This window comes from Arthrobacter sp. StoSoilB22, from assembly GCF_019977315.1.
Taxonomy (GTDB): domain Bacteria; phylum Actinomycetota; class Actinomycetes; order Actinomycetales; family Micrococcaceae; genus Arthrobacter.
In genome coordinates this window covers 1,680,480-1,705,273 of sequence record NZ_AP024652.1, presented here as the reverse complement: position 1 = coordinate 1,705,273, position 24,794 = coordinate 1,680,480, and the positions used below count along the sequence as shown (strand labels likewise).

Annotated in this window: 15 protein-coding genes and 3 rRNA genes; 3 read left to right on the top strand and 15 right to left on the bottom strand. The window is 61.9% G+C overall.

What is annotated here, in order from left to right; translation table 11 throughout:
- Positions 1-99: 99 nt before the first annotated feature.
- The 6 genes from rrf to LDN70_RS08035 form a co-directional block, all read right to left on the bottom strand.
- Positions 100-216 (bottom strand): 5S ribosomal RNA (gene rrf, locus LDN70_RS08060).
- A gap of 154 nt (positions 217-370) precedes the next feature.
- A 23S ribosomal RNA gene (locus LDN70_RS08055) occupies positions 371-3,511 on the bottom strand.
- 614 nt (positions 3,512-4,125) lie between these two features.
- A 16S ribosomal RNA gene (locus LDN70_RS08050) occupies positions 4,126-5,646 on the bottom strand.
- Together the 16S, 23S and 5S rRNA genes form the textbook arrangement of a ribosomal RNA operon.
- Before the next feature lie 1,040 nt (positions 5,647-6,686).
- Positions 6,687-7,997: a tyrosine--tRNA ligase gene (gene tyrS, locus LDN70_RS08045; RefSeq protein WP_142939583.1), complete on the bottom strand. Its 1,311-nt coding sequence runs from the start codon at positions 7,995-7,997 to the stop codon at positions 6,687-6,689.
- A 38-nt stretch (positions 7,998-8,035) separates the two neighbouring features.
- Positions 8,036-10,264, bottom strand: coding sequence for an ATP-binding domain-containing protein (locus LDN70_RS08040; RefSeq protein ID WP_223942259.1), 2,229 nt, complete (start codon positions 10,262-10,264; stop codon positions 8,036-8,038).
- 130 nt (positions 10,265-10,394) lie between these two features.
- On the bottom strand, positions 10,395-11,063 hold the full coding sequence (locus tag LDN70_RS08035; RefSeq protein ID WP_374206970.1) for a DNA-3-methyladenine glycosylase: 669 nt from the start codon (positions 11,061-11,063) through the stop codon (positions 10,395-10,397).
- 83 nt (positions 11,064-11,146) lie between these two features.
- Here LDN70_RS08035 and LDN70_RS08030 point away from each other — a divergent pair, with 83 nt between their 5' ends.
- On the top strand, positions 11,147-12,637 hold the full coding sequence (locus LDN70_RS08030) for an AlkA N-terminal domain-containing protein (RefSeq protein WP_223942258.1): 1,491 nt from the start codon (positions 11,147-11,149) through the stop codon (positions 12,635-12,637).
- 111 nt (positions 12,638-12,748) lie between these two features.
- On the opposite strand, the gene LDN70_RS08025 is transcribed toward LDN70_RS08030, so the two are convergent.
- From LDN70_RS08025 to argC, 9 genes are all read right to left on the bottom strand, one after another.
- The gene (locus LDN70_RS08025) at positions 12,749-13,486 is read right to left on the bottom strand and encodes a maleylpyruvate isomerase family mycothiol-dependent enzyme (protein WP_223942257.1); all 738 of its coding nucleotides are present in this window, start codon (positions 13,484-13,486) and stop codon (positions 12,749-12,751) included.
- 76 nt (positions 13,487-13,562) lie between these two features.
- The gene (gene argH, locus LDN70_RS08020; protein ID WP_166842790.1) at positions 13,563-14,978 is read right to left on the bottom strand and encodes an argininosuccinate lyase; all 1,416 of its coding nucleotides are present in this window, start codon (positions 14,976-14,978) and stop codon (positions 13,563-13,565) included.
- Positions 14,978-16,183 (bottom strand): argininosuccinate synthase, encoded by a 1,206-nt coding sequence (locus LDN70_RS08015; protein WP_166842791.1) that lies wholly within the window; start codon positions 16,181-16,183, stop codon positions 14,978-14,980. Before LDN70_RS08015 ends, argH begins: the two co-directional genes overlap by 1 nt.
- 68 nt (positions 16,184-16,251) lie before the next feature.
- The gene (locus LDN70_RS08010) at positions 16,252-16,791 is read right to left on the bottom strand and encodes an arginine repressor (RefSeq protein WP_142939589.1); all 540 of its coding nucleotides are present in this window, start codon (positions 16,789-16,791) and stop codon (positions 16,252-16,254) included.
- Positions 16,791-17,816: an ornithine carbamoyltransferase gene (gene argF / locus LDN70_RS08005; RefSeq protein ID WP_223942256.1), complete on the bottom strand. Its 1,026-nt coding sequence runs from the start codon at positions 17,814-17,816 to the stop codon at positions 16,791-16,793. Before argF ends, LDN70_RS08010 begins: the two co-directional genes overlap by 1 nt.
- Positions 17,813-19,210: an acetylornithine transaminase gene (locus tag LDN70_RS08000; protein ID WP_223942255.1), complete on the bottom strand. Its 1,398-nt coding sequence runs from the start codon at positions 19,208-19,210 to the stop codon at positions 17,813-17,815. Before LDN70_RS08000 ends, argF begins: the two co-directional genes overlap by 4 nt.
- Positions 19,207-20,166, bottom strand: coding sequence for an acetylglutamate kinase (gene argB, locus LDN70_RS07995; protein ID WP_166842793.1), 960 nt, complete (start codon positions 20,164-20,166; stop codon positions 19,207-19,209). The genes LDN70_RS08000 and argB overlap by 4 nt, the downstream gene beginning before the upstream one ends.
- A gap of 10 nt (positions 20,167-20,176) precedes the next feature.
- Positions 20,177-21,343, bottom strand: coding sequence for a bifunctional glutamate N-acetyltransferase/amino-acid acetyltransferase ArgJ (gene argJ / locus LDN70_RS07990; RefSeq protein ID WP_223942254.1), 1,167 nt, complete (start codon positions 21,341-21,343; stop codon positions 20,177-20,179).
- Positions 21,340-22,383 (bottom strand): N-acetyl-gamma-glutamyl-phosphate reductase, encoded by a 1,044-nt coding sequence (gene argC, locus LDN70_RS07985; protein WP_142939593.1) that lies wholly within the window; start codon positions 22,381-22,383, stop codon positions 21,340-21,342. Before argC ends, argJ begins: the two co-directional genes overlap by 4 nt.
- 167 nt (positions 22,384-22,550) lie before the next feature.
- Between argC and LDN70_RS07980 the strand changes: the two genes are divergently transcribed.
- Both LDN70_RS07980 and LDN70_RS07975 read left to right on the top strand, forming a co-directional pair.
- On the top strand, positions 22,551-23,639 hold the full coding sequence (locus LDN70_RS07980) for a fatty acid desaturase family protein (protein ID WP_142939594.1): 1,089 nt from the start codon (positions 22,551-22,553) through the stop codon (positions 23,637-23,639).
- A gap of 85 nt (positions 23,640-23,724) precedes the next feature.
- Positions 23,725-24,690, top strand: a complete 966-nt coding sequence (locus LDN70_RS07975) for a quinone oxidoreductase family protein (RefSeq protein WP_142939595.1) — start codon at positions 23,725-23,727, stop codon at positions 24,688-24,690.
- Positions 24,691-24,794: the final 104 nt, after the last annotated feature.

Below are 24,794 nucleotides of genomic sequence, written 5' to 3'. Positions count from 1 at the left end.
CCATGGGAGACAGCACCCCAGGCAGAGAGCTGTGGGGTGGCTTGGTTGTTAAATGCGGGGAGCCCCGACCGTGTGGTCGGGGCTCCTCCGTGAATGGTTGTCCGGCGGTGTCCTACTCTCCCACACCCTCCCGGGTGCAGTACCATCGGCGCTGTGGGTCTTAGCTTCCGGGTTCGGAATGGGACCGGGCGTTTCCCCCACGCTATGACCGCCGTAACTCTGTTACCCGTCCCCCGTCCAGGTTGTTCTGGGGTGGGGATGGGAAGACTGTGGTTACAACTGTGGTGTTGTGTATTTAGTTGTTGTTGGTTCCTGGTTCGAACGGTTGTTGTTCGGGAACCACATAGTGGACGCGTGCAGTGTGTGTTGTGTGGTGTAAGTTGTTGGCCTATTAGTACCGGTCAGCTTCACGAGTCTTTAGTCCTCGCTTCCACATCCGGCCTATCAACCCAGTGGTCTGGCTGGGGGCCTCTCACACATAATGTGTATGGAAATCTCATCTTGAAGCGAGCTTCCCGCTTAGATGCTTTCAGCGGTTATCCCATCCGAACGTAGCTAATCAGCGATGCACTTGGCAGTACAACTGACACACCAGAGGTTCGTCCGTCCCGGTCCTCTCGTACTAAGGACAGCCCTTCTCAAATTTCCTGCGCGCGCAGCGGATAGGGACCGAACTGTCTCACGACGTTCTAAACCCAGCTCGCGTACCGCTTTAATGGGCGAACAGCCCAACCCTTGGGACCTACTCCAGCCCCAGGATGCGACGAGCCGACATCGAGGTGCCAAACCATGCCGTCGATATGGACTCTTGGGCAAGATCAGCCTGTTATCCCCGAGGTACCTTTTATCCGTTGAGCGACGGCCATTCCACAATGTACCGCCGGATCACTAGTCCCGACTTTCGTCCCTGCTTGAGATGTCTCTCTCACAGTCAAGCTCCCTTGTGCACTTACACTCGACACCTGATTGCCAACCAGGCTGAGGGAACCTTTGGGCGCCTCCGTTACTTTTTAGGAGGCAACCGCCCCAGTTAAACTACCCATCAGGCACTGTCCCTGACCCGGATCACGGGCCGAAGTTAGATGTCCAAAGTGACCAGAGTGGTATTTCAACGATGACTCCACCCGAACTGGCGTCCGGGTTTCAACGTCTCCCACCTATCCTACACAAGCCACTCCGAACACCAATACCAAACTATAGTAAAGGTCTCGGGGTCTTTCCGTCCTGCTGCGCGTAACGAGCATCTTTACTCGTACTGCAATTTCGCCGAGTTTATGGTTGAGACAGCGGGGAAGTCGTTACTCCATTCGTGCAGGTCGGAACTTACCCGACAAGGAATTTCGCTACCTTAGGATGGTTATAGTTACCACCGCCGTTTACTGGGGCTTAAATTCTCAGCTTCGCCCGTAAGGGCTAACCGGTCCTCTTAACCTTCCAGCACCGGGCAGGAGTCAGTCCGTATACATCGTCTTGCGACTTCGCACGGACCTGTGTTTTTAGTAAACAGTCGCTTCCCCCTGGTCTCTGCGGCCCACACCCGCTCACGGAGAGCAAGTCTCCATCACGGGGCAGGCCCCCCTTCTCCCGAAGTTACGGGGGCATTTTGCCGAGTTCCTTAACCATAATTCTCTCGATCGCCTTGGTATTCTCTACCTGATCACCTGTGTCGGTTTGGGGTACGGGCGGCTAAAACCTCGCGTCGATGCTTTTCTTGGCAGCATAGGATCACCGGATCCCCCCGAACGGGGGTCCCATCAGATCTCAGGATCGTGCTCGAAACACACAGGAACGGATTTGCCTATCCCTGACCCTACATCCTTAGACCGGGGCAACCATCGCCCGGCCCGGCTACCTTCCTGCGTCACACCTGTTAATACGCTTACCTCCCGGGATCAGATCCCGCGCTCGGCCAAAACCCACACACCACAAGGGTGATAGGGCAGGCTCCGGGCGGTTAGTATCCCCCGCTTGGCATGGACGGTTTTTCGCCGGTACGGGAATATCAACCCGTTGTCCATCGACTACGCCTGTCGGCCTCGCCTTAGGTCCCGACTTACCCAGGGCAGATTAGCTTGACCCTGGAACCCTTGATCATTCGGCGGACGGGTTTCTCACCCGTCTTTCGCTACTCATGCCTGCATTCTCACTCGTGTAGGCTCCACCGCTGGTTTCCACCGCGACTTCACTGCCCACACGACGCTCCCCTACCACTCCACACCCCTGAACCACGAAGGCTAGGGCAATATGTGAAATCCACAACTTCGGCGGTGTACTTGAGCCCCGCTACATTGTCGGCGCGGAATCACTTGACCAGTGAGCTATTACGCACTCTTTCAAGGATGGCTGCTTCTAAGCCAACCTCCTGGTTGTCTTCGCAACTCCACATCCTTTCCCACTTAGCACACGCTTAGGGGCCTTAGTTGGTGGTCTGGGCTGTTTCCCTCTCGACTATGAAGCTTATCCCCCACAGTCTCACTGCTGCGCTCTGACTTACCGGCATTCGGAGTTTGGCTGACGTCAGTAACCTTGTAGGGCCCATCGGCCATCCAGTAGCTCTACCTCCGGCAAGAAACACGCAACGCTGCACCTAAATGCATTTCGGGGAGAACCAGCTATCACGGAGTTTGATTGGCCTTTCACCCCTACCCACAGCTCATCCCCTCCATTTTCAACTGAAGTGGGTTCGGTCCTCCACGACGTCTTACCGTCGCTTCAACCTGGCCATGGGTAGATCACTCCGCTTCGGGTCTAGATCACGCCACTACACTCGCCCTATTCAGACTCGCTTTCGCTACGGCTACCCCACACGGGTTAACCTCGCGACGTAACACTAACTCGCAGGCTCATTCTTCAAAAGGCACGCCGTCACAGTAACAAGACTGCTCCGACGGATTGTAAGCACACGGTTTCAGGTACTGTTTCACTCCCCTCCCGGGGTACTTTTCACCTTTCCCTCACGGTACTGGTCCGCTATCGGTCATTAGGAAGTATTTAGGCTTATCAGGTGGTCCTGACAGATTCGCACGGGATTTCTCGGGCCCCGTGCTACTTGGGATACTCCCCAGGCCGTGCACAACATTACGGTTACGGGGCTCACACCCTCTCTGGCCGGCCTTTCAAGACCGTTCACCTATGCCTGCACCTCACCTCACTGGTCCGGCAGAACCAGAACGGAAAGTCCCACAACCCCGCCCATGCAACGCCCGCCGGCTATCACACATGAAACGGTTTAGCCTGATCCGCGTTCGCTCGCCACTACTAACGGAATCACTATTGTTTTCTCTTCCTGCGGGTACTGAGATGTTTCACTTCCCCGCGTTCCCCCCACGCACCCTATGTGTTCAGATGCGGGTCACACAATCACCATGACAGCGTTGTGCGGGGTTTCCCCATTCGGACATCCTGGGATCAACGCTCGGTTATCAACTCCCCCAGGCTTATCGCAGATTCCTACGTCCTTCTTCGGCTCCTAATGCCAAGGCATCCACCGTGTGCCCTTAAAAACTTGACCACACACAAAAACCAACAAACCCCAAAGGGCCCGCCGGTCTTACGATGCATCATCTATTCGAGAGAACCACGACCACAAAGGGCCAGGTTCATTCATAAGAAATTGCTGTAAGAACACACACACCAACCACCCCACCCAAAAAGGGATAAAGACGATCAGCCACATGCATGTTCTAGATGCTCGCGTCCACTATGTAGTTCTCAAACAACAACCCCGTCAACCAGACCACCACCCACCACAACCCCCACCAAAAAAGGGGAGCCATGCACACGAGCGGCCGTACCGGAAGCAGGAACAAAAGAAACACCAGAAGTGCCCCCTATGCATTGCTGCAAAAAGGTCCTGTTGCCTCAGGACCCAACAGTGCGCCAAACACAACCCCACACCAACCACGCCCCAGCCACGTTCCACACAACCCACACCCCCAAAAAGGGACACAGACCGCCGTACTAGCACCAGGACACAACCAGTCAAGGCCATGCCAAAAAAATTTGATTCGTTGATATTCCACCCATGAGCACCCACCGCAGAACAGACGCCTGCGCAATGGGCAACACTGACAACCACCACCACACCCATGCAGGCACAGCAACCAGTTGTTAGCAGCTCCTTAGAAAGGAGGTGATCCAGCCGCACCTTCCGGTACGGCTACCTTGTTACGACTTAGTCCCAATCGCCGGTCCCACCTTCGACGGCTCCCCCCACAAGGGTTAGGCCACCGGCTTCGGGTGTTACCAACTTTCGTGACTTGACGGGCGGTGTGTACAAGGCCCGGGAACGTATTCACCGCAGCGTTGCTGATCTGCGATTACTAGCGACTCCGACTTCATGGGGTCGAGTTGCAGACCCCAATCCGAACTGAGACCGGCTTTTTGGGATTAGCTCCACCTCACAGTATCGCAACCCTTTGTACCGGCCATTGTAGCATGCGTGAAGCCCAAGACATAAGGGGCATGATGATTTGACGTCGTCCCCACCTTCCTCCGAGTTGACCCCGGCAGTCTCCTATGAGTCCCCGCCATCACGCGCTGGCAACATAGAACGAGGGTTGCGCTCGTTGCGGGACTTAACCCAACATCTCACGACACGAGCTGACGACAACCATGCACCACCTGTAAACCGACCGCAAGCGGGGCACCTGTTTCCAGGTCTTTCCGGTTCATGTCAAGCCTTGGTAAGGTTCTTCGCGTTGCATCGAATTAATCCGCATGCTCCGCCGCTTGTGCGGGCCCCCGTCAATTCCTTTGAGTTTTAGCCTTGCGGCCGTACTCCCCAGGCGGGGCACTTAATGCGTTAGCTACGGCGCGGAAAACGTGGAATGTCCCCCACACCTAGTGCCCAACGTTTACGGCATGGACTACCAGGGTATCTAATCCTGTTCGCTCCCCATGCTTTCGCTCCTCAGCGTCAGTTACAGCCCAGAGACCTGCCTTCGCCATCGGTGTTCCTCCTGATATCTGCGCATTTCACCGCTACACCAGGAATTCCAGTCTCCCCTACTGCACTCTAGTCTGCCCGTACCCACTGCAGAACCGGAGTTGAGCCCCGGTCTTTCACAGCAGACGCGACAAACCGCCTACGAGCTCTTTACGCCCAATAATTCCGGATAACGCTTGCGCCCTACGTATTACCGCGGCTGCTGGCACGTAGTTAGCCGGCGCTTCTTCTGCAGGTACCGTCACTTACGCTTCTTCCCTACTGAAAGAGGTTTACAACCCGAAGGCCGTCATCCCTCACGCGGCGTCGCTGCATCAGGCTTGCGCCCATTGTGCAATATTCCCCACTGCTGCCTCCCGTAGGAGTCTGGGCCGTGTCTCAGTCCCAGTGTGGCCGGTCACCCTCTCAGGCCGGCTACCCGTCGTCGCCTTGGTAGGCCATTACCCCACCAACAAGCTGATAGGCCGCGAGTCCATCCAAAACCACAAAAGCTTTCCACCACCACCACATGCGTGGAATGGTCGTATCCGGTATTAGACCCAGTTTCCCAGGCTTATCCCAGAGTCAAGGGCAGGTTACTCACGTGTTACTCACCCGTTCGCCACTAATCCCCCAGCAAGCTGGGATCATCGTTCGACTTGCATGTGTTAAGCACGCCGCCAGCGTTCATCCTGAGCCAGGATCAAACTCTCCGTTGAAAAAAACAAATCAAACAGACACAACCACACCCACCGGAAATAACGGTAAACGCGGCTGCACAAAATTCGAAACCAGCTGAAAACCAGACCACCACACACGGGGGTGCGCAATGATCCAGCCATAATTTCAACCAATCAAAAAACAATCGGTATCAACAAACTTGGCACACTATTGAGTTCTCAAACAACAGACACTAACCGGCACCACCCAAACCCCCACAGGGGCCCGGGATCGCTCCGGAGCAACTTTTCAAACTTACCCGATCAGCCAGATCTTTGCAAATCAACGTTTCCGCGATTCCCGATCCAGGCCTCGGCCCCACCCTCCCCGTGCACACTCAAAAGCGTGCCAATTTTCAGGCTGTTATCAAAGGGGTTGGCCTCCGCGGTTCTCAGCTCCAAGCTGTCTCACTCGCGGCGACTCAGAAGACATTACACGCCCACGGGTCCCGGCACAAATCAACCCCCAGCGACCACAAAACCCCGCAAACACGGGCCCAACACGCTCACCAAGACCCCAAACCAGCAAAAACCCCAGGAAAGCATCGTCAGTGAAACACGTCACACAACCCAACCATCCCACCACAGGCAAGACCCCGAACACACCACAACCACCCGCCGTCGAACACCCACCCAACCCGCAAAACCAGAGAGCGACGCCCCCCAAACCCGCCGGACGTGAGAGAGCGACGCCCCCCAAACCCGCCGGACGTGAGAGAACGACGCCCCCCAAACCCGCGGGACGCGAGAGAACGACGCCCAAAAACGGCTAATAAGTGAGAGAGCGATCCACAAAAACCCCCGGGAAGTGAGAGAGCGTCGGAAGGTGGAGGCGGTTATCCGGCAGCACGCGTCCAAGGGAGGAACGACCGAGCGCACAGAGGATGACCGCCGCCACCGACCCAACCCCACTCACCGACCCAACCGCCACGCACCACCCCAGCGAAGCCGCTCACCCGCAAACAATTCCGCTGACACGCGAAAAGGGCCGGCAACCATAACGGTTGCCGGCCCTTTCGTGACGCGATTGAAACGAGGACCTAGGCCGAAACCTCGATGGTTGCCAGGTTCTTCTTGCCCCGGCGGAGGAGCAAGTACCGGCCATGAAGCAGTTCGTCCTGGCCAATGATGGCGTCGGGATCGGACACTTTGGTGTTGTTCACGTAGGCACCGCCCTCGCCCACGGTCCGGCGGGCGGCCGACTTGCTGTCTGACAGACCCGAAGCAACCAGGAGGTCAATGATGCCCAGGCCGTCGGCACTAATCGTCGCGGAGGGAAGTTCCGCCGTGGCTGCTTCAAGGGTCCGCTCATCCAGTACGGTGAGGTCGCCGTTCCCGAACAAGGCAGCCGAAGCGGCGATGACTTTCTCGGTTGCGTCGACGCCGTGCACCAAGGAGGTCACCTCGAAGGCAAGCTTCTTCTGACCTTCACGGGCAAACGGACGCTCCTCCACGGCCTGGCCGAGCGCCTCAATCTCCGCGCGCGAAAGGAACGTGAACACCTTGAGGCGATCCACCACATCGGCATCGGCCGTGTTGAGCCAGAACTGGTAGAACGTGTACGGGCTGCACATGTCCGGGTCCAGCCAGATGGCGTTGCCTTCGCTCTTGCCGAACTTGGTGCCGTCGGAGTTGGTGATGAGCGGCGTGCCAAGTGCGTGGACGCTCTTGCCTTCCACCTTGCGGATGAGTTCGGTTCCGCTGGTGAGGTTGCCCCACTGATCCGAGCCGCCGGTCTGCAGTGCGCAGCCGTAGTCGCGGAAGAGCTGGAGGTAGTCCATGCCCTGCAGGATCTGGTAGCTGAACTCGGTGTAGCTGATGCCTTCGTCCGAGCTGAGGCGCGACGCCACGGCATCCTTGCGGAGCATGGTGCCAACACGGAAGTGCTTGCCGATCTCGCGGAGGAAGTCGATGGCACTCAAAGGCGCCGTCCAGTCCAGGTTGTTGACCATGCGGGCTGGGTTGTCGCCATCGAAGCTGAGGAAGCGGCGCACCTGGCCCTGAAGGTAGCCAACCCACTCCGCCACGGTGTCCTTGGTGTTCAAGGTGCGTTCCGCCGTCGGACGCGGGTCGCCGATCAGGCCGGTGGACCCACCCACCAAGCCGAGCGGCTTGTGGCCGGCCAACTGCAGGCGTCGCATTACCAGCAACTGCACCAGGTTGCCCAAGTGCAGCGACGGCGCGGTGGGATCGAAGCCACAGTAATACGTGATCGGGTCCCCGGCGAGCAGTTTTTCCAGTTCAGTTTCATCAGTGGAAACGTGAACCAGACCGCGCCATTTGAGCTCCTGCCAGACGTTGGCAAAGGCGGGATCGTTGTGCTGGGACTCGAGGTTGTTTACGTGTGACACGAGATCTAAGTTAGCACCGGTTGCGGGGTCCGTTTTTCCTAGCGCTCGATGCCGGCGGGTACCGGTGCGGCTGCGATGAGGCGTAGACGCTGCGTGGCCCGGGTCATGGCGACGTAGAGGTCGCCCACCTTGCCGTGCTCGTGGTTCAACATGGCAGCTGGTTCCAGGACCACAACGCCGTCGAATTCCAGGCCCTTGGCTTCCTTGGGACTGATCACCACGATGTCTTGCTGGTAACTGCCTGCGCCGCTGCCGATGCGGCGTCCGTAGACCTCGCGCAGCGCAGCAGTGGCCTGCGGCAGCAAGGGTCCGTCGGCGATCACAGCCAGCAGACCGCCGTCGATCGCTTCCACTTCCTCCGGCAGGACCTCAACCAAGCGCTTCACGATGCCGTCCGCGTCGACGTGGTCCACGATGGGTGACCATTTGCCTTCGCGGACGGCCTTGGGTGCCGAGACAACCAAGCCTGCGCGGTTGGCCATGCGAACGGCAGCTTCTGCAATCTGCGATGGTGTGCGGTAGTTGACGGTAAGTTCTTCCAGCGTCCAGCGGTCACCGAACGACGGCGCCAGCGCGCTTTGCCACGAATTGGCACCTGCTGCTGCACTCGTTTGGGCGATGTCGCCCACAATGGTGAAGGACTTCAGCGGGCAGCGCCGCACCAGGAGGCGCCACTGCATGGGCGAGAGTTCCTGGGCCTCGTCAACAACGATGTGGCCGAAAGCCCACGACCTATCGCTCGTGGCACGTTCGGCAGCGGTCAGCCGCCCCTCGCGTTCCTGGTTCTGTTCAGCGAGCTCTTCAGCCGTCACCAGGACGTCCACGCCCATCGCTTCCATGTTGGCCAGGGTCTGCTTGGCGTTGGCGAGATCGCGTGCACGGTCCGCCTCCTGTTGGGCCAGTCCCCTGCCGGCGGCCGGGTCCAGCTCACCGAGCAACTCTGCAGCCTCGTCCAACAGCGGAACGTCCGCCTCGGTCCACGGGGCATCCACCGGGCGCTCAAGCAGCGAACGCTGTGCGGGTGTCAGGTGCGGCGTGCAGGCTTCGAGGATGGCCGGCTTGCTGAAGAGCTCGGAAATGAGCTTCTCGGGGGTCATCGGCATCCAGCAAAGGTTGAGCGCGATGCGAACGTCGCGGGCCGACCTTACGTCTTCGGCCAGATAGGCGCGATCGGCGTTGTTGCCGATGTTGCCTTCCTCTACGAGGTCCGTCAGCTGCTCCGTGAGCTCGCGCAGGAGGATCTTGACGAACGTGAGCCGCGCTTCGTTATGCGGCTTGCCTGTGGCGCGGGCTTTCTCGCGGGCACGGCGGACCTGACGAACCGTCAGTGTCAGCTTCCGCGAATCAACTTCGAGGATGCGGTCTTCTGCAGGCGTCCGTTGCCGGTTGGCTACGGCGTTTGCCACCACGGCTGCCATGTCCAGCTTGCCTTTGAGGGCAGCGACGTCTGCGTCTTCCTCAGGAATGGCGTGAATCCCGGGCATGAGGCGGCCGAGGCTGGCCATGACCACACCGGTCTCACCGAGCGACGGCAGAACACGTTCGATGTAATGCATGAAGGACGACGACGGTCCAACGAGCAGAACACCGGCGCTCTTGAGCCGCTCGCGGTGCGTGTACAGCAGGTAGGCGGCACGGTGCAGGGCTACGGCGGTCTTGCCCGTTCCGGGGCCGCCCTGGACTACCAGCGCACCGGAAATGGAGGAACGGATGATCCGGTCCTGCTCGGACTGGATGGTGCCCACGATGTCCGACATGCGGCCCGTGCGTTTGGAATTGAGCGCAGCCAGCAGCGCGCCTTCACCCTGGAGTGAGTCGTTGTCAGCGAGCATCCCGGCGTCCAGGACGTCGTCTTCAATCGCCTTAACGTCGCGTCCCTGAAGGATCAGGTGGCGACGACGGCGGACACCTTGGCGATCGAACGCGGTGGCTTGGTAGAAATGACCGGCTTCCGGGGCACGCCAGTCGACCATCAGCCGCTGGAGATCGGCCGTGGAAAGACCAATACGGCCGATGTACTGCGCCTCACCGGAATCCAGGTCCAGGCGGCCAAAGACCAAGCGGTCGTCGACGGCGTCCAGCTGGGCCAGGCGATCTTCGTACAGCGCCGCGAACGCATCACGTTCTGAGACGTTCTGCATGGTTCCCACCGCGCCGGCCTTGCGCACCTGCGCCAGCTGGGCGCGCTTTTCGGCGCGCAGCTCATCGAGCCGGGCATACAGCCCGGCAACATATTCCTGCTCATGGACCAAATCAGCGTCGTGCATCGAACCGTAACCCCTATCGCAAAAGACAGACCTACCATTCTACAGCGATTTTGGTAAACGTGGGGGTACACGTCATACGCCGGACTGCGTCACAAAAAGTCGAAGGTTCGCCGAGCCACCAGCGCTGAGGTCAGTTGGTAGCGCTCCGGTTCCGCGGCCGCGCTGCCTTGTAGCGGGACACCGTAGGATCGTCCTCGATCCAGAAGCGCCAGGGGTATTCAGTGCTTCCGCCCGGGCCCGCTACGCCCACTCTTGGTCCGCTGGCCACGGCAGCTGCCGGCGTCCTGGGCAACCACAAACTGAACGGTTCCGCGAGCACGTCACGGCCAGTGTCCGCCGTCGTGAGCCCCAGTGCGGAGGCGAGCCTGGCGGGTCCGCTGGCCAGGTCCTTGTGCGCTTTCGATGCGGGCCGGCGAAGGGCGGCGAGCCCCTCCCCCTCGACGATCTCGCCGGCACGCAGGAGAAGGGCTGAGGCCGTGCCGTCGGGACCGCAGACAATGTTGGCGCAATAGTGCATGCCATAGGTGAAGTAGACGTACAGGAATCCCGGTGGCCCGAACATGGGCGCATTCCGGGCGGTAGGACCACCGAAGGTGTGGGAGCCGGGGTCGGGGTGCTCTGAATCGCGCGGCCCAAGGTAGGCCTCTACTTCGGTGAGCCTGACGGAGACCGGACCGGCTTCCGAGTGGTGGGTCAGTACCGCGCCGAGTATCTGCGGAGCGATGACACGGGGGTCACCTTCGAGAAACGCGCGCACCGCGGCCGGGTCGCTGACCTCGTTGTCCATGGACGAACTCATGACCAGACCCTAGCAACAATGCGGCAAACGGTAATGTCCGATTTCCGCTAGCAGCAGCTTCCGGCGGGTGTCAGGATTAGGCCATGGACTTCTGGCAGCGCTACAGGGCGATCGACGCCCGCGACACCCGCTTTGACGGTCAGTTTTTCACCGCCGTCAGCTCCACCGGCATCTATTGCCGGCCGTCGTGCCCCGCGCGCACCCCTAAGGCAGCGAACGTCACGTTTTATGAAACGTCCGCGGCCGCTCACGAAGCGGGATATCGCGCCTGCAAGCGATGCCTGCCTGAGGCAGTCCCTGGGACGCCCGCGTGGAACATCCGTTCCGACGTCGCCGGCCGCGCCATGAGGCTCATCAACGACGGCGTGATCAGCCGCGAGGGCGTCGACGGCCTGGCACGCCGCCTGGGGTACTCCGCCCGGCAGCTCAACCGCATCCTCAGCAACGAACTCGGCGCGGGTCCTCTCTCACTCGCGCGGGCAAGCAGGGCACAGACCGCCAGGACGCTGCTGGTATCCACCGATATGCTCCTGGCCGACGTTGCGTTCGCGTCAGGGTTTAACAGTGTGCGGCAATTCAACGACACCATCGGCGAGGTTTTCGCGATGACCCCGACGGCGGTGCGTGCCACTGCGGCGAAGTCCGGCCCGCACAGGGGCACCGGGGTTTCGGGGGCGGCGCCTGCCGCTCTGACGCTGAACCTTCCATACAGGGAACCGTTTGATCCGGGAATCTTCGACTTCCTGGCAGTTCGGGCGGTTCCAGGCATCGAGGCAGCAAGTACCTCGGCGGATGGAACCAGGACCTATGCCCGCACGCTGCGCCTGCCGCGGGGCAGCGCGTCGTTGTCTGTCTCGTACAACCCTTCAGCTCCCGGCAGGCCGCTGCAACTCACAGCTGCGGTGCGGGATCTCCACGATCTCCAGGCACTTCTGAGCCGGGTCCGGAGGCTGTTTGACTTAGACGCGGATCCTCAGGCAATCGATAACGCACTGGCAAGGGATCCGAGGCTTTCGGCGAGCGTCGCTGCAATTCCGGGGGTGCGGGTGCCGGGCGCTGTGGATCCACACGAGCTGTTGATCCGAGCCATGATCGGACAACAAATCACCGTAGCTGCCGCCAGAACCGCCCTCACTCAGTTGTCAGTGGCCGGGTCCGCTGTTGATGGCACCTCCCCCGGCTTGGAGCGATTGTTCCCGACGACGGCCGAACTCGCCGAACACGGCCGGGGACTCCTCCGTGGACCACAGCGCCGGATCGACTCCATTGTTGCTGCCGCCGAAGCAATGGCCAGTGGGGCCCTCGACTTCGGGTACGGCGACGACCTCGACAGCCTCGCCCGGAAGCTTCTCCCGATGCCCGGCGTGGGACCGTGGACGGTGGGCTATGTCGCTATGCGGGTGCTTGGAGCTCCCGACGTCTTCCTGGCCAATGATGCCGCAGTACGAAACGGGTTGAAGGTCCTGCCCGCCGCAGCAGGGCTCAGTACCGACTTCCGCGAAGTGAGCCCCTGGCGCTCCTATGCCACCATGCACTTGTGGCGGGCAGCAGCGGCAAAGACACGACGGACGTGAGAGAGCGTACGCCCAAGACACGACGGACGTGAGAGAGCGTACGCCCAAGACACGACGGACGTGAGAGAGCGTACGCCCAAGACACGACGGACGTGAGAGAGCGACTGGGATTTAGCGGGCCCCGGGCTGCGCTGCTGGCCAGGGCAGGAGCTCCGGCAGGTCCACGCCATCAGCGGCTGCAGTGGCCCTGAGGCTTCCGAGGCTGGGTTCGCGGCCTGCAAGCCACGCGGCGATGTCGGTCAGCATGCCGGTGATGGCTATGGAAGTGCCTCCGGTGCCGATGCTCCTTGGGGGAAGACCCGTGGGCTGCAGGACAAATTTATAGGACTCCGGGACACGTACGGCGAGGAACCCTATGAGGTGTTCGCAGAAAGGCCTGCTCCACGTTTCCGGTCCGAACCCCACGCTTAGGTCCGAAGCATGGATGGTCAGTTCGCGCCACAGCGCCAGCCCGCCGTCGAACACTGTCCCGTCCCTGTAGGCGATCCGCGCCTGCCAATCGTCCGGACCCAAGGCATCAAACGCGTCGATGGCGGCCCCGATCGCAGCGGTGACAGACTCGGTGTGTTGCGCGAGGCTGTGCCCGGCCGCCAGGTTGATCGCCTTCGTGCGGCCGTCCATGCCGCCGTCGTACAGTTCCACCGTTTCGCCGCGGCGCGCGTACTCCAGCTGCCGGGTCATTGCCTTGGAAATTCCCGCAAGGTGAGCGAGGACGTGGCCACGGGTCCACCCCGGCAGTTCCGACGGTTCAGTTACGGACGATTCGTCCATCTTTGATAGGAGGCGGATGGCGGTGTCAGCGGCTCTGTGAAGCTCTGCGGGCAGCGCCTCAGGGGTGATCTGAGTCATAGCGCCATGCTAGCCCACCCGCTTAAACACCCGTGGGATGACACCGAAGTGCCATCCCACAGTAGTCGCGAACCGATTAGCCTGCGTAGGAGCGTGCTGCGTCCAGTTCCGCTTCCAGGGCCGCCAGTTGGCGCTCGACGGCGGCTGGTGCCGTTCCGCCCTGCGAGTTGCGGCTGTTGAGCGAACCTTCAGTGCTGAGTACGCTGCGAACCTCGGGAGTGAGGTGCTCAGAGATTGCTGCGTATTCCTCGTCCGTCAGGTCCCACAACTCCACGCCGCGACCTTCGGCCTGCTTCACAGCAGCACCGGAGAGCTCGTGGGCCTCCCGGAACGGAACGCCCTGGCGGACGAGCCACTCGGCAATGTCCGTGGCCAACGCGAAGCCCTGCGGAGCCAGTGATTCCATGCGCTCCGTGTTGAACTTCAGGGTGGCGATCATGCCGGACACTGCCGGAAGCAGGAGCTCCAGGGTGTCGGCGGCGTCGAAGACCGGCTCTTTGTCCTCTTGCAGATCGCGGTTGTACGCGAGTGGCAGTCCCTTGAGCGTCGCGAGGAGGCCGGTCAGGTTGCCGATGAGGCGTCCCGCCTTGCCGCGGGCCAGCTCAGCAACGTCCGGGTTCTTCTTTTGCGGCATGATGGAGGACCCCGTGGAGTACGAGTCATGCAGCGTGACGAAGGAGAACTCCTTGGTGGCCCAGAAGATGACTTCCTCGGAGATCCTGGACAGGTCCACGCCGATCATGGAGCAAACCCACGCGAACTCGGCGAAGACATCGCGCGAAGCGGTGCCATCAATCGAGTTGTGCACAGCCGAGAAGAAGCCAAGGTCAGCGGCAACAGCTTCAGGGTCAAGGCCCAGGGACGAACCCGCCAGCGCACCCGAACCATAGGGCGAAACACCAGCGCGCTTGTCCCAATCCTGGAGTCGCTGCACATCGCGCAGCAGTGCCCAGGCGTGAGCCAGCAGGTGGTGGCTCAGCAACACCGGCTGTGCATGCTGCAAGTGCGTCCGTCCGGGCATCGCTACGCCGTGGTGGGCCTTGGCCTGCTCCACGAGGGCATCGATGGTGGCAAGGACACCGCGGGCGATGATGCGGGCGTGGTCACGCAGGAACATACGGCCGAGGGTGGCCACTTGGTCGTTGCGGGAACGGCCAGCGCGGAGCTTGCCGCCCAGTTGGGTACCGGCACGTTCGATCAAGCCACGTTCAAGGGACCCGTGAACGTCCTCATCGCTCTCAGCCGGAAGGTAGGCGCCGCTCGCGACGTCCTCGTCCAGTTGGGTGAGAGCGGCCAGCATGCCTTCTAGTTCGGCATTGTCCAACAGCCCGGCCTTAGCCAGCACGCGGGCGTGGGCCTTGGAACCGGCGATGTCGTAGCGGGCGAGCCGCCAGTCAAAGTGTGTGGACTTGCTCAGAGCGGCCAGCGCATCCGCGGGCCCGCCGGCGAACCGGCCGCCCCACAGTGCACCTTCGTTTGTAGCCGACGTCATTACTGCCCTGCGACGCGGAGGTCGCGGCCGGAAGCAACCTTGGAGGACATGCCCCACAGTTCGATGAAGCCACGTGCCATTGACTGATCGAAGGTATCGCCGGTGTCGTAGGTGGCGAGGTCGAAGTCGTACAGGGAGGTCTCGGAGCGACGACCGTTGACGATTGCCTGGCCACCGTGCAGGACCATGCGGATGTCACCGGAGACGTACTGCTGGGTGTCCTCGATGAAAGCGTCCAAGGAGCGCTTCAGCGGGGAGAACCACTGTCCGTCGTACACCAGCTCGGCCCAGCGCTGGCCAACGGTGGCCTTGAAGCGGGCCTGCTCGCGCTCGATGGTGATGTCCTCGAGGTGCTTGTGGGCCGTGATCAGCGCCATGGCACCCGGGGCTTCGTAGATTTCGCGGGACTTGATGCCCACCAGGCGGTCCTCGACGACGTCGATGCGGCCTACGCCCTGCGCGCCTGCACGGCGGTTCAGTTCCTGGATGGCCTGCAACGGGGTGACCTTGACGCCGTCGATGGCCACCGGCACGCCGGCCTGGAAGGAAATGGTGACCTCATCCGGTGCCGGCGGGAATTCCGGGGTTGCGGTGTAGTCGTAGATGTCCTTGGTGGGAGCGTTCCAGATGTCCTCGAGGTAACCGGTTTCGACGGCGCGTCCCCAGACGTTCTGGTCGATCGAGTACGGGTTCTTCTTGGTGGTCTCGATCGGCAGACCCTTTTCCTCGGCGAAGGCGATGGCCTTATCGCGGGTCAGGGCGAGGTCGCGGACCGGTGCGATGCACTTCAGGTCCGGGCCGAGGGTCTGGATGCCAACTTCGAAGCGGACCTGGTCGTTGCCCTTGCCGGTGCAGCCGTGCGCAACGGTGGTAGCGCCGAATTCGCGGGCAGCCTTCACAAGGTGCTTCACGATGACCGGGCGCGAGATAGCGGAAACCAGCGGGTAGTGGCCTTGGTAGAGGGCGTTGGCCTTCAGGGTGGGCATGGCGTACTCGTTGGCGAACTCGTCACGGGCGTCGGCCACGTAAGCCTCCACGGCGCCGCAACCGAGGGCGCGCTGGCGGATGGTCTCCAGGGACTCGCCACCCTGTCCGACGTCGACGGCCACAGCGATGACCTCGGCGCCGGTGGCTTCACCGATCCAGCCGATGGCTACGGACGTATCAAGGCCACCGGAGTAGGCCAGAACAATGCGCTCAGTCACGAGAGTGCTCCTTTGTTGTTGCTTGGTTCATTCGAATCAATGCTGGTGTGAATCAATGCTTGGAAAATCTATTGGTTGCCAGGCCCGGCTTCTTCGGCCATGCGCAGGAAACGCGCCGCCAGTTCAGCACCGCCATCAGGATCCCGTGCGACCAGCAGCAAAGTGTCGTCGCCTGCGATCGTACCCAATACTGACGGCATCACGGAGTGATCCACGGCCAGTGCCAGGAAGTTCGCTGCTCCTGGCGGAGTGCGGAGGACCACGATGTTGCCCGAGGCCTCCGCGGTCACCAGGAGTTCCCCGCACAGGCGGGTCAGCCGTGCATCCAGGATTTCCTGGGTCACGCCGCTCTTGGCATTGCGGTCGCCGCCCTCCCCCGGGACGGCGTAAACGAGGGCTCCCTCTTTGCCCCGGACCCGGACTGCGCCCAGTTCCACGAGGTCGCGGGACAACGTGGCCTGGGTGACCTGGACGCCGTCGTCTGCCAGCAGAGCTGCAAGCTCTGCCTGCGAACGCACGGACTCACCCGTCAGGATCGCGGTGATACGCGCCTGGCGGGCAGTCTTGGTGGCCGGACTGGCGCCCGGCACGGACGGGTTGGTGGACACTAGAACGTGCTCTCCACAGTGTTTTCCAGGCCGGAGATACCCTCAATGGGTGAAAGTCCCTCAACGATCGCGAGTCCGGAGCGGTGCATCAGCCATGCCATCAATGCCTTCTGCGCGTGGAGGCGGTTCTCCGCTTCATCCCAGACGATCGACTGCGGGCCGTCGATGACCCCGGCGGAAATTTCGTAGCCGCGGTATGCCGGAAGGCAGTGAAGAACGACGGCGTCCGGCGCGGCCTGCTCCATGGCGGCCTCATCCACGGAATAGTCGCGGAAGAGCTGCATCCGGGCTTCCTTTTCGGCCTCCTGACCCATGGACACCCACGTGTCCGTTGCCACAACGTCTGCGCCCTTGAGGGCTTCGACGGCGTCGCTGGTGATGAGCACTGAGCCGCCGGTCTCGGCAGCACGTTCCTCCGCAGCAGCCACGATCTCCGGCGCAGGCAGGTAACCTTCGGGACCGGCGATGCGCACATGCATTCCGGCAGTCACGCCAGCGAGAAGGTACGAGTTGGCCATGTTGTTCGCGGCGTCACCCAGGTAAGCCATGCTCAAGCCGGCCAGTTCCCCCTTGTGCTCCTTGACGGCTAGAAGGTCCGCAAGGAGCTGGCAGGGGTGGTAGTCATCGCACAATGCATTGATAACCGGGACCTTGGAATTCTCCGCCATGGCCACCAGGCCCGAGTGGGCACCCGTCCGCCACACGATGGTGGAGACCATGCGTTCCAGGACTTTCGCCGTGTCCTCCACGGATTCCTTGTGGCCAATCTGCGCTTCACCCGGATTGATGATGAGGGCATTGCCACCCATGTCCGCAATGCCGGTGGCAAATGAAACACGCGTGCGGGTGGAGGTCTTATCAAAGATCACGGCCACCGTCTTACGGCCATTGCCTTCAGCGGCGAAAGGCTGCACGCTGTACGGCGCAGCCTTCATCCGGACTGCGAGTTCCAGAACCTCAGCCTGTTCGGCAGGGCTCAAGTCCGTGTCTTTGAGGAAGTGACGGGTGGTGGTGTAAGAAGTCACTGTGCGTCCTTAGCGGTGTTGGCTGTAGCCGTAGCGATCAGGGTGGGAAGAGCGTCCAGGAAACGGTCCGCTTGATCAAGGGTCAGAATCAGCGGCGGCGCGAGGCGGATGGTCCGCGGGCCCGGGCTGTTGATGATGAAGCCTGCGTCCAAAGCTGCGCTCACCATGGCGGGTGCGACGTCGGCGTTCACATCGAAGCCGATCAGCAGGCCCTCGCCGCGGACTTCAGTAACAGCCTCAATGGCGGCCAGTCCTTCACGAAGGTGGGCACCGACGGTCAGCACGTTCTGCAGGACACCCTGACTTTCGATGGCGTGCAGTGTGGCCAGTGCAGCGGCCGTGGCCACGGGGTTGCCGCCGAACGTGGTGCCATGCTGCCCGGCGGTGAGCAGGGCCGACGTCGTACTTCCGAAAGTGATCAAGGCACCAACCGGGAAGCCGCCGCCAAGGCCCTTGGCGAGGGTGACGGCGTCGGGAACAATGCCCGCTTCCTCGCTGGCCAACCACTTGCCGGTCCGGCCAATACCGGTCTGGACCTCGTCAAGAATCAACAGCGCACCGGCAGCTGTGGTCACCTCGCGGGCTGCCTGCAGGTATTCGGCGCTGAGCGGCCGGACGCCCGCTTCACCCTGGATAGGTTCCAGGAAAACGGCTGCGGTGGAATCATCGACGGCGGCACGCAGGGCTTCGATGTCACCGAACGGAACGTGGACCACGCCACCGGGCAGTGGCTCGAACGGCGCACGGTAAGCCTCTTTGGCGGTGAGCGCCAAGGCCCCCATGGTGCGGCCGTGGAAGGCCCCCTCCAGCGCGATGATCTTGGTGCGCTTCCCGTCACTGTTGTTACGGCGCGCCAACTTGAACGCGGCCTCATTGGCCTCGGTACCGGAGTTGGCAAAGAACACCTTGGAACCGGTTGGAGCATTGCTGATAGCCAGGAGCTTCTCAGCCAGCGCGATCTGCGTGGGGCTGGTGAAGAAGTTGGACACATGCCCCAGCGTGGCCAGCTGGCTGGAAATCACGGAAGTGACGAAGGGGTGCGCATGACCCAGAGCGTTCACTGCGATGCCGCCTAGAAGGTCCAGGTACTCCTTGCCGTCGGCGTCCCACACAAGACAGCCGGCGCCCCGCACCAACACGCGCTGCGGCGTGCCAAAGACACCCATCAGCGAGGACGAGTAACGGGCCAGCCAGTCAGCACCTGAGCTCTGGGAAACGAGCGTGGTTGCGGCAGCCTCCGCAGCGATGGGGGCCCCTTCCGTCCCCAGCCGCCCCCCGCCCTCGCCAGCTCGAACGGGGACCCCGACGGCAGTGGGCCCATCGCGGTGGCCGACCACGCCCGGCCCCCCATCGCTGCTGCGGCTTTCGGCGGTATGGCTCAGTTCGGTGCTCATGCGTTCACTTCCTCGTCGGGAACTACCTGCGTGCCGATGCCCGCGGTGGTGAAGGTTTCCAGCAGCATCGAGTGCGGGAGACGCCCGTCTACGATGTGCGCACGTTCCACTCCTTCGTCGATGGCTTTAAGGCAGGCGGCCATTTTCGGGATCATGCCTGACTCAAGTTTCGGCAGCATGTCGCGGAGCTCTGATGCTGTCAGTGACGAGATCAGCGATGACTTGTCCGGCCAGTTGGCGTACAGGCCTTCGACGTCGGTCAGGATGACGAGCTTGGTGGCGCCAAGTGCAGACGCGACGGCGGCCGCTGCAGTGTCCGCATTGACGTTCAGGACCTGACCCGTGGTTTGGCCAGTGCCATCTCCTCCGTCCACAATCTCCGGGGCGACTGTCGAAATCACCGGGATGCGGCCGGCGTCAAGGATGTCCTTGATACCCGCGGGGTCCACACCCACCACCTCGCCCACCAGGCCGAGGTCTACCTCTTCGCCGTCAACAACCGTGCCCGTGCGGACAGCGCGCAGCAGACCGCCGTCTTCGCCCGACATGCCGACGGCGTAGGGTCCGTGGGAGTTGATCAGGCCCACAAGCTCGCGGCCCACCTGGCCGGTAAGGACCATGCGGACCACGTCCATGGCCTCAGGGGTGGTGACGCGGAGTCCGCCCTTGAATTCGGATTCGATGCCGAGGCGGCCGAGCATGGAGTTGATCTGGGGGCCGCCGCCGTGGACCACCACGGGGTGGATGCCCACGTGGTGGAGGAACACGATGTCCTCGGCGAAGGCACGGCGGAGGTCGTCGTTGACCATGGCGTTGCCACCGTACTTGATCACCATGGTGGTGCCGGCGAAACGCTGGATCCACGGCAGGGCCTCAATCAGCGTGCCGGCCTTGTCCTGGGCTGTTTTGGCCGAGACGTGGCTCGTTGACGTCGTTTCCCGGGTGTGCGCAGTCATCGTCATCCGCTCAGCTCGAGTAGGCGCTGTTCTCGTGCACGTAATCGTGCGTGAGGTCGTTGGTCCAAATGGTTGCCTCGGCCTCGCCGGCCTGAAGGTCGATTTCGACCAATACTTCGCGGGGCTCCAAGTCCACAAGATTCCGGTCATCACCGATTGCGCCGTTGCGGCAAATCTGCACGCCGTTCATGGCGACGTTGAGCTGGTCCGGCTCGAACACGGCATCCGTTGTTCCCACCGCTGAGAGAACGCGACCCCAGTTGGGATCCTTGCCGAAAATGGCTGCCTTGAAAAGGTTGGAGCGGGCAACACTGCGGCTGACGATTTCAGCATCGCGTTCGCTGGCGGCGTTGAAGGTCCGGATAGCGATGTCGTGGCTGGCGCCCTCGGCATCACCGATGAGCTTGCGCGCCAGTTCGGCGCAGACGTGGGTGACCGCTTCACTCAACTGCTCCGCAGAGGGCAGAGCTTCCGACGCCCCGGATGCCAGCAGCACCACGGTGTCGTTGGTGGACATGCAGCCGTCCGAGTCAGCCCGGTCGAAGGTGACGCGTGTGGCGTCGCGGAGGACGACGTCCAGCTCATTTGCCGGAACTTCGGCGTCGGTGGTGAGGACCACCAGCATGGTGGCCAGGCCCGGTGCCAACATGCCGGCGCCCTTGGCGATGCCGCCGACCGTGAACGGCTTGCCCTGGGCATCAGTGCCGTTGAAGACTGCTTCCTTGGACACACTGTCCGTGGTCATAATCGCTGTGGCGGCAGCGGAGCCGCCATCTTCGGACAGTTCACGGAAAGCTGCCTCCACACCGGGAAGGATCTTGTCCATGGGCAGCTGCTCACCGATCAGGCCGGTTGAGCACACCACGACGTCGGAAGCTGAGACTCCCAGCACCTCTGCCACTTTCTCGGCGGTGGCGTGGGTGTTCTGGAAGCCCTGGGGACCGGTGCAGGCGTTGGCTCCGCCGGAGTTCAGGACCACTGCATCCACACGTCCGTCGCTGACCACCTGGCGTGACCAGTGAACCGGCGCAGCAGCCACGCGGTTGGAGGTGAAAACGGCGGCAGCGGACTTTTGCGGCCCGTCGTTGACTACCAGAGCGAAATCCGGGTTGCCCGAGGCCTTGATGCCGGCTTTGATGCCTGCGGCGCGGAATCCCTTGGGGGCGGTAATGGTCACGGTGCAACTCCCTGCAGGTTCAGGCCGGCGGTTTCGTCCAGGCCGAGGGCAATGTTCATGGACTGCACGGCTCCGCCGGCGGTCCCCTTGGTGAGGTTGTCAATGGCGCACGTGACAATCACGCGGCCCGTGTGGGAGTCGAAAGCCAACTGCATCACGGCGTGATTGGAGCCTTGAACTGACTTCGTGGTGGGCCACTGGCCTTCGGGGAGGAGGTGCACGAACGGTTCGTCGTCGTAAGCGTCCGCCCAGGCTTGGCGTAGCTCGGCCTCAGTGACACTGCGTCCAGCCTGCGGCCGAACTTTGGCCGTTGCCGTGGTGAGGATACCGCGACTCATCGGAACCAGCGTGGGCGTGAACGATACCGTCACCGGCTCACCGGCCGCATTGGACAGTCCCTGTTCGATCTCCGGGGTGTGCCGATGTCCGCCGCCAACGCCATAGGGGCTCATGGAACCCATGACCTCGGCGCCGATGAGGTTGACCTTGGCTGCCTTGCCGGCGCCCGAGGTTCCCGAGGCGGAGACAATCACGACGTCGTCCGTCAGGAGGAGATTGTTGGCGAACCCCGGCGTCAAAGCCAGCAGGGCAGACGTCGGGTAGCAGCCGGGCACAGCAATGCGTGTGGCACCTTTAAGTGCTTCACGCTGCCCGGGGAGCTCAGGGAGGCCGTACGGCCAGGTGCCCGCGTGAGCGGAGCCATAGAACTTTTCCCACGCTGCGGCGTCCTGCAAGCGGTGGTCAGCACCGGCGTCGATCACTACCGTCCCCTCAGGCAACTGGGCAGCGATCTCGGCGGAGGCGCCGTGCGGCAGAGCCAGAAACACAACGTCATGCCCGGAAAGGTTCTCCACCGTGGTGTCTTCCAGAATCCGGCTGGCCAAACCGTGGAGATGCGGCTGTAGCTCCCCTAGTCTGGAACCGGCGTTGCTGTGAGCGGTGATGGCACCGATGGTGACGTTCGGATGGCCAGCCAGCAAGCGCAGCACTTCTCCCCCGGCGTAGCCGCTGGCACCGGAGACGGCAACAGAAATAGTCATGACTCCACTGTACAGCAAGAATATTCATGCTGTCCGATATTTATGCATGCGGATGTGAGCAGTCTCATTATTTTGGAGAATGGACGTATGCTTAGTGGAGGGTGATCCAGACCGTGCAGTCCGAACGTCGGCTGCAGCGTTGCCCGTTAGCGATACGGGGCACATTTATGTCACCCACGTCCACCGCTGAGCGCCCCAAAGCTCGCGCAATCCAACCCAATCCCGTTGTCCAGAGCTACTCAGAGCTCCTCAAAACCGTCAAGTCGGCTGGACTCCTCGAACGCCGTAGCGGCTTCTACATCTGGGTCTTCGTGGCCCTGGTCCTCCTTATGGCCGGCACCTGGCTTGGCTTCGCCCTCATTGGCGATTCCTGGTACCAGCTCCTGATCGCCGCTGCTGTCGGCATCCTCTGCACGCAGCTTAGCTTCCTTGCCCACGAGGCAGGTCACAAGCAGATCTTCGCTTCGCGCCGCGCCAACGATTGGTCAGCCCGACTCTTGGCAACCGGCGTTGCCGGCATCAGCTACTCCTGGTGGGAACAGAAGCACGGAGCCCACCACAACCACCCCAACGTCATCTCCAAAGACCCGGACATCAGGAACAACGCCTTGGTGTTCTACGAAGACGCAGCAGCTGAGCGTAAGGGCCGCCTTGCTTTCCTCACCAAGAAGCAGGGCTGGTTCTTCTTCCCACTCCTGACGCTCCTGGGCTTGAGCCTGCAGTTCGACTCCCTCCGTTTTGTCTTCGGTAAGCAGAAAGTACGCCACCGCTGGGTAGAGACGCCCATCCTTGTGGCCAGGCTTGCCGCCCTCCCCGTACTGGCCTTCACGTTCCTGCCCATCGGCATGGCTTTCGCCTTCCTCGGCGTGCAGATCATGGTTTACGGCTTTTACATGGGTGCCTCTTTCGCCCCGAACCACAAAGGCATGCCCGTCCTTCCCAAGGACAGCCGCGTGGACTTCCTCAACCGCCAGATCCTGACCTCGCGGAATATCCGCGGTGGCCTCTTCATGGACTTCCTCCTGGGTGGGCTCAACCGTCAAGTGGAGCACCATTTGTTCCCGGACATGGCTCGGCCCCATTTGTACAAGGCCACAAAAATCGTGCGCGAGTTCTGCGCCAAGCACTCCATTTCCTACACCGAGACCAGTCTGATGCAGTCCTATGGCATCGTGGTCAGATACCTCAACGAGGTAGGCCTGGCAGCAGGCCGCGGCTTCGACTGCCCGGTAGCTTCGACGCACGGACGCTTCTAGGCGTTCCACAAGGGAAGCCCCACCTTCCCTAGGATGGAATCTGAAACCGGGCACCGGAAGGACCGCCCCGGATTAAGGAGCCACCATGACGCACGCCATCGTTGCACAGCAGCCCGGAGGACCTGAGGTCCTTGAGTACGCATCTGTGGAAATACCGAAGCCTGGCCCCGGCCAGCTGTTGATCAAGGTCGCAGCTGCCGGGGTCAACTTCATTGAGACCTACCAACGCAGCGGCGCCTATAAAGTGGACTACCCCTTTACCCCGGGTGCGGAGGCCGCCGGTACGGTGGAGGCCGTTGGCGATGGGGTGGAGGAATTCTCCATTGGTGACCGCATTGCCACCGCGGAGGGGTCCAGAACCTACGCGGAGTACGCCATCGTGGAGGCGAGCAAGGCACTTCCGGTACCTGACGGCGTCGACGATCACACGGCAGCAGCCCTGCCGCTGCAGGGCATCACCGCGCACTACCTGATGAACTCATCGTTCCGTGTAGAGCCGGGCCACACCGTTCTGCTTCACGCCGGCGCAGGTGGCGTTGGCCTGCTGTTGACGCAACTCCTGAAGGCCCGCGGAGCCCGCGTCATCACCACCGTCTCCTCGGACGAAAAAGCGGAGCTGTCCTCACTGGCCGGCGCCGATGAAGTGCTCCGTTACGAGGGCTTCGCTGACAAGGTCCGCGAACTCACCGATGGCCAGGGCGTCAACGTGGTGTACGACGGAGTCGGCAAGGACACGTTCGACGACTCCCTGAAGAGCCTGCGGATCCGAGGCGCCATGGTGCTCTTCGGCGCAGCCTCCGGCCCGGTACCGCCATTTGATCCCCAGCGATTGAACGCCGCGGGTTCGCTAACGCTCACTAGGCCCACCATGGCGCACTTCGTCCAGAATGCCCAGGAACGCCGGTGGCGCTCAGCGGAAATTTTCGACGCCGCTGCCAACGGCACCCTCGCAGTCAGGGTGGGCGCTACGTACCCACTGGCAGAGGCAGCCCAGGCACACAGGGACCTTGAAGGCCGCCGCACCACCGGCAAAGTGCTCTTGGTGCCCTGACTGCCATGCCCGGCTCCCTAACAACCGGTTATCTACAGGCGAACAGCAGTACAACACCATGTGACGTGCAGGAAACGTCTGACACCTGTTGTTCACCTTCCTGC

Excerpts from the sequence above, each read along its gene's own strand:
- LDN70_RS08040 (WP_223942259.1), bottom strand. The coding sequence starts at position 10,264 with ATGCACGACGCTGATTTGGTCCATGAGCAGGAATATGTTGCCGGGCTG.
- LDN70_RS08035 (WP_374206970.1), bottom strand. The coding sequence starts at position 11,063 with ATGAGTTCGTCCATGGACAACGAGGTCAGCGACCCGGCCGCGGTGCGC.
- LDN70_RS08030 (WP_223942258.1), top strand. The coding sequence starts at position 11,147 with ATGGACTTCTGGCAGCGCTACAGGGCGATCGACGCCCGCGACACCCGC.
- LDN70_RS08025 (WP_223942257.1), bottom strand. The coding sequence starts at position 13,486 with ATGACTCAGATCACCCCTGAGGCGCTGCCCGCAGAGCTTCACAGAGCC.
- argH (WP_166842790.1), bottom strand. The coding sequence starts at position 14,978 with ATGACGTCGGCTACAAACGAAGGTGCACTGTGGGGCGGCCGGTTCGCC.
- LDN70_RS08000 (WP_223942255.1), bottom strand. The coding sequence starts at position 19,210 with ATGAGCACCGAACTGAGCCATACCGCCGAAAGCCGCAGCAGCGATGGG.
- argB (WP_166842793.1), bottom strand. The coding sequence starts at position 20,166 with ATGACTGCGCACACCCGGGAAACGACGTCAACGAGCCACGTCTCGGCC.
- argC (WP_142939593.1), bottom strand. The coding sequence starts at position 22,383 with ATGACTATTTCTGTTGCCGTCTCCGGTGCCAGCGGCTACGCCGGGGGA.
- LDN70_RS07980 (WP_142939594.1), top strand. The coding sequence starts at position 22,551 with ATGTCACCCACGTCCACCGCTGAGCGCCCCAAAGCTCGCGCAATCCAA.
- LDN70_RS07975 (WP_142939595.1), top strand. The coding sequence starts at position 23,725 with ATGACGCACGCCATCGTTGCACAGCAGCCCGGAGGACCTGAGGTCCTT.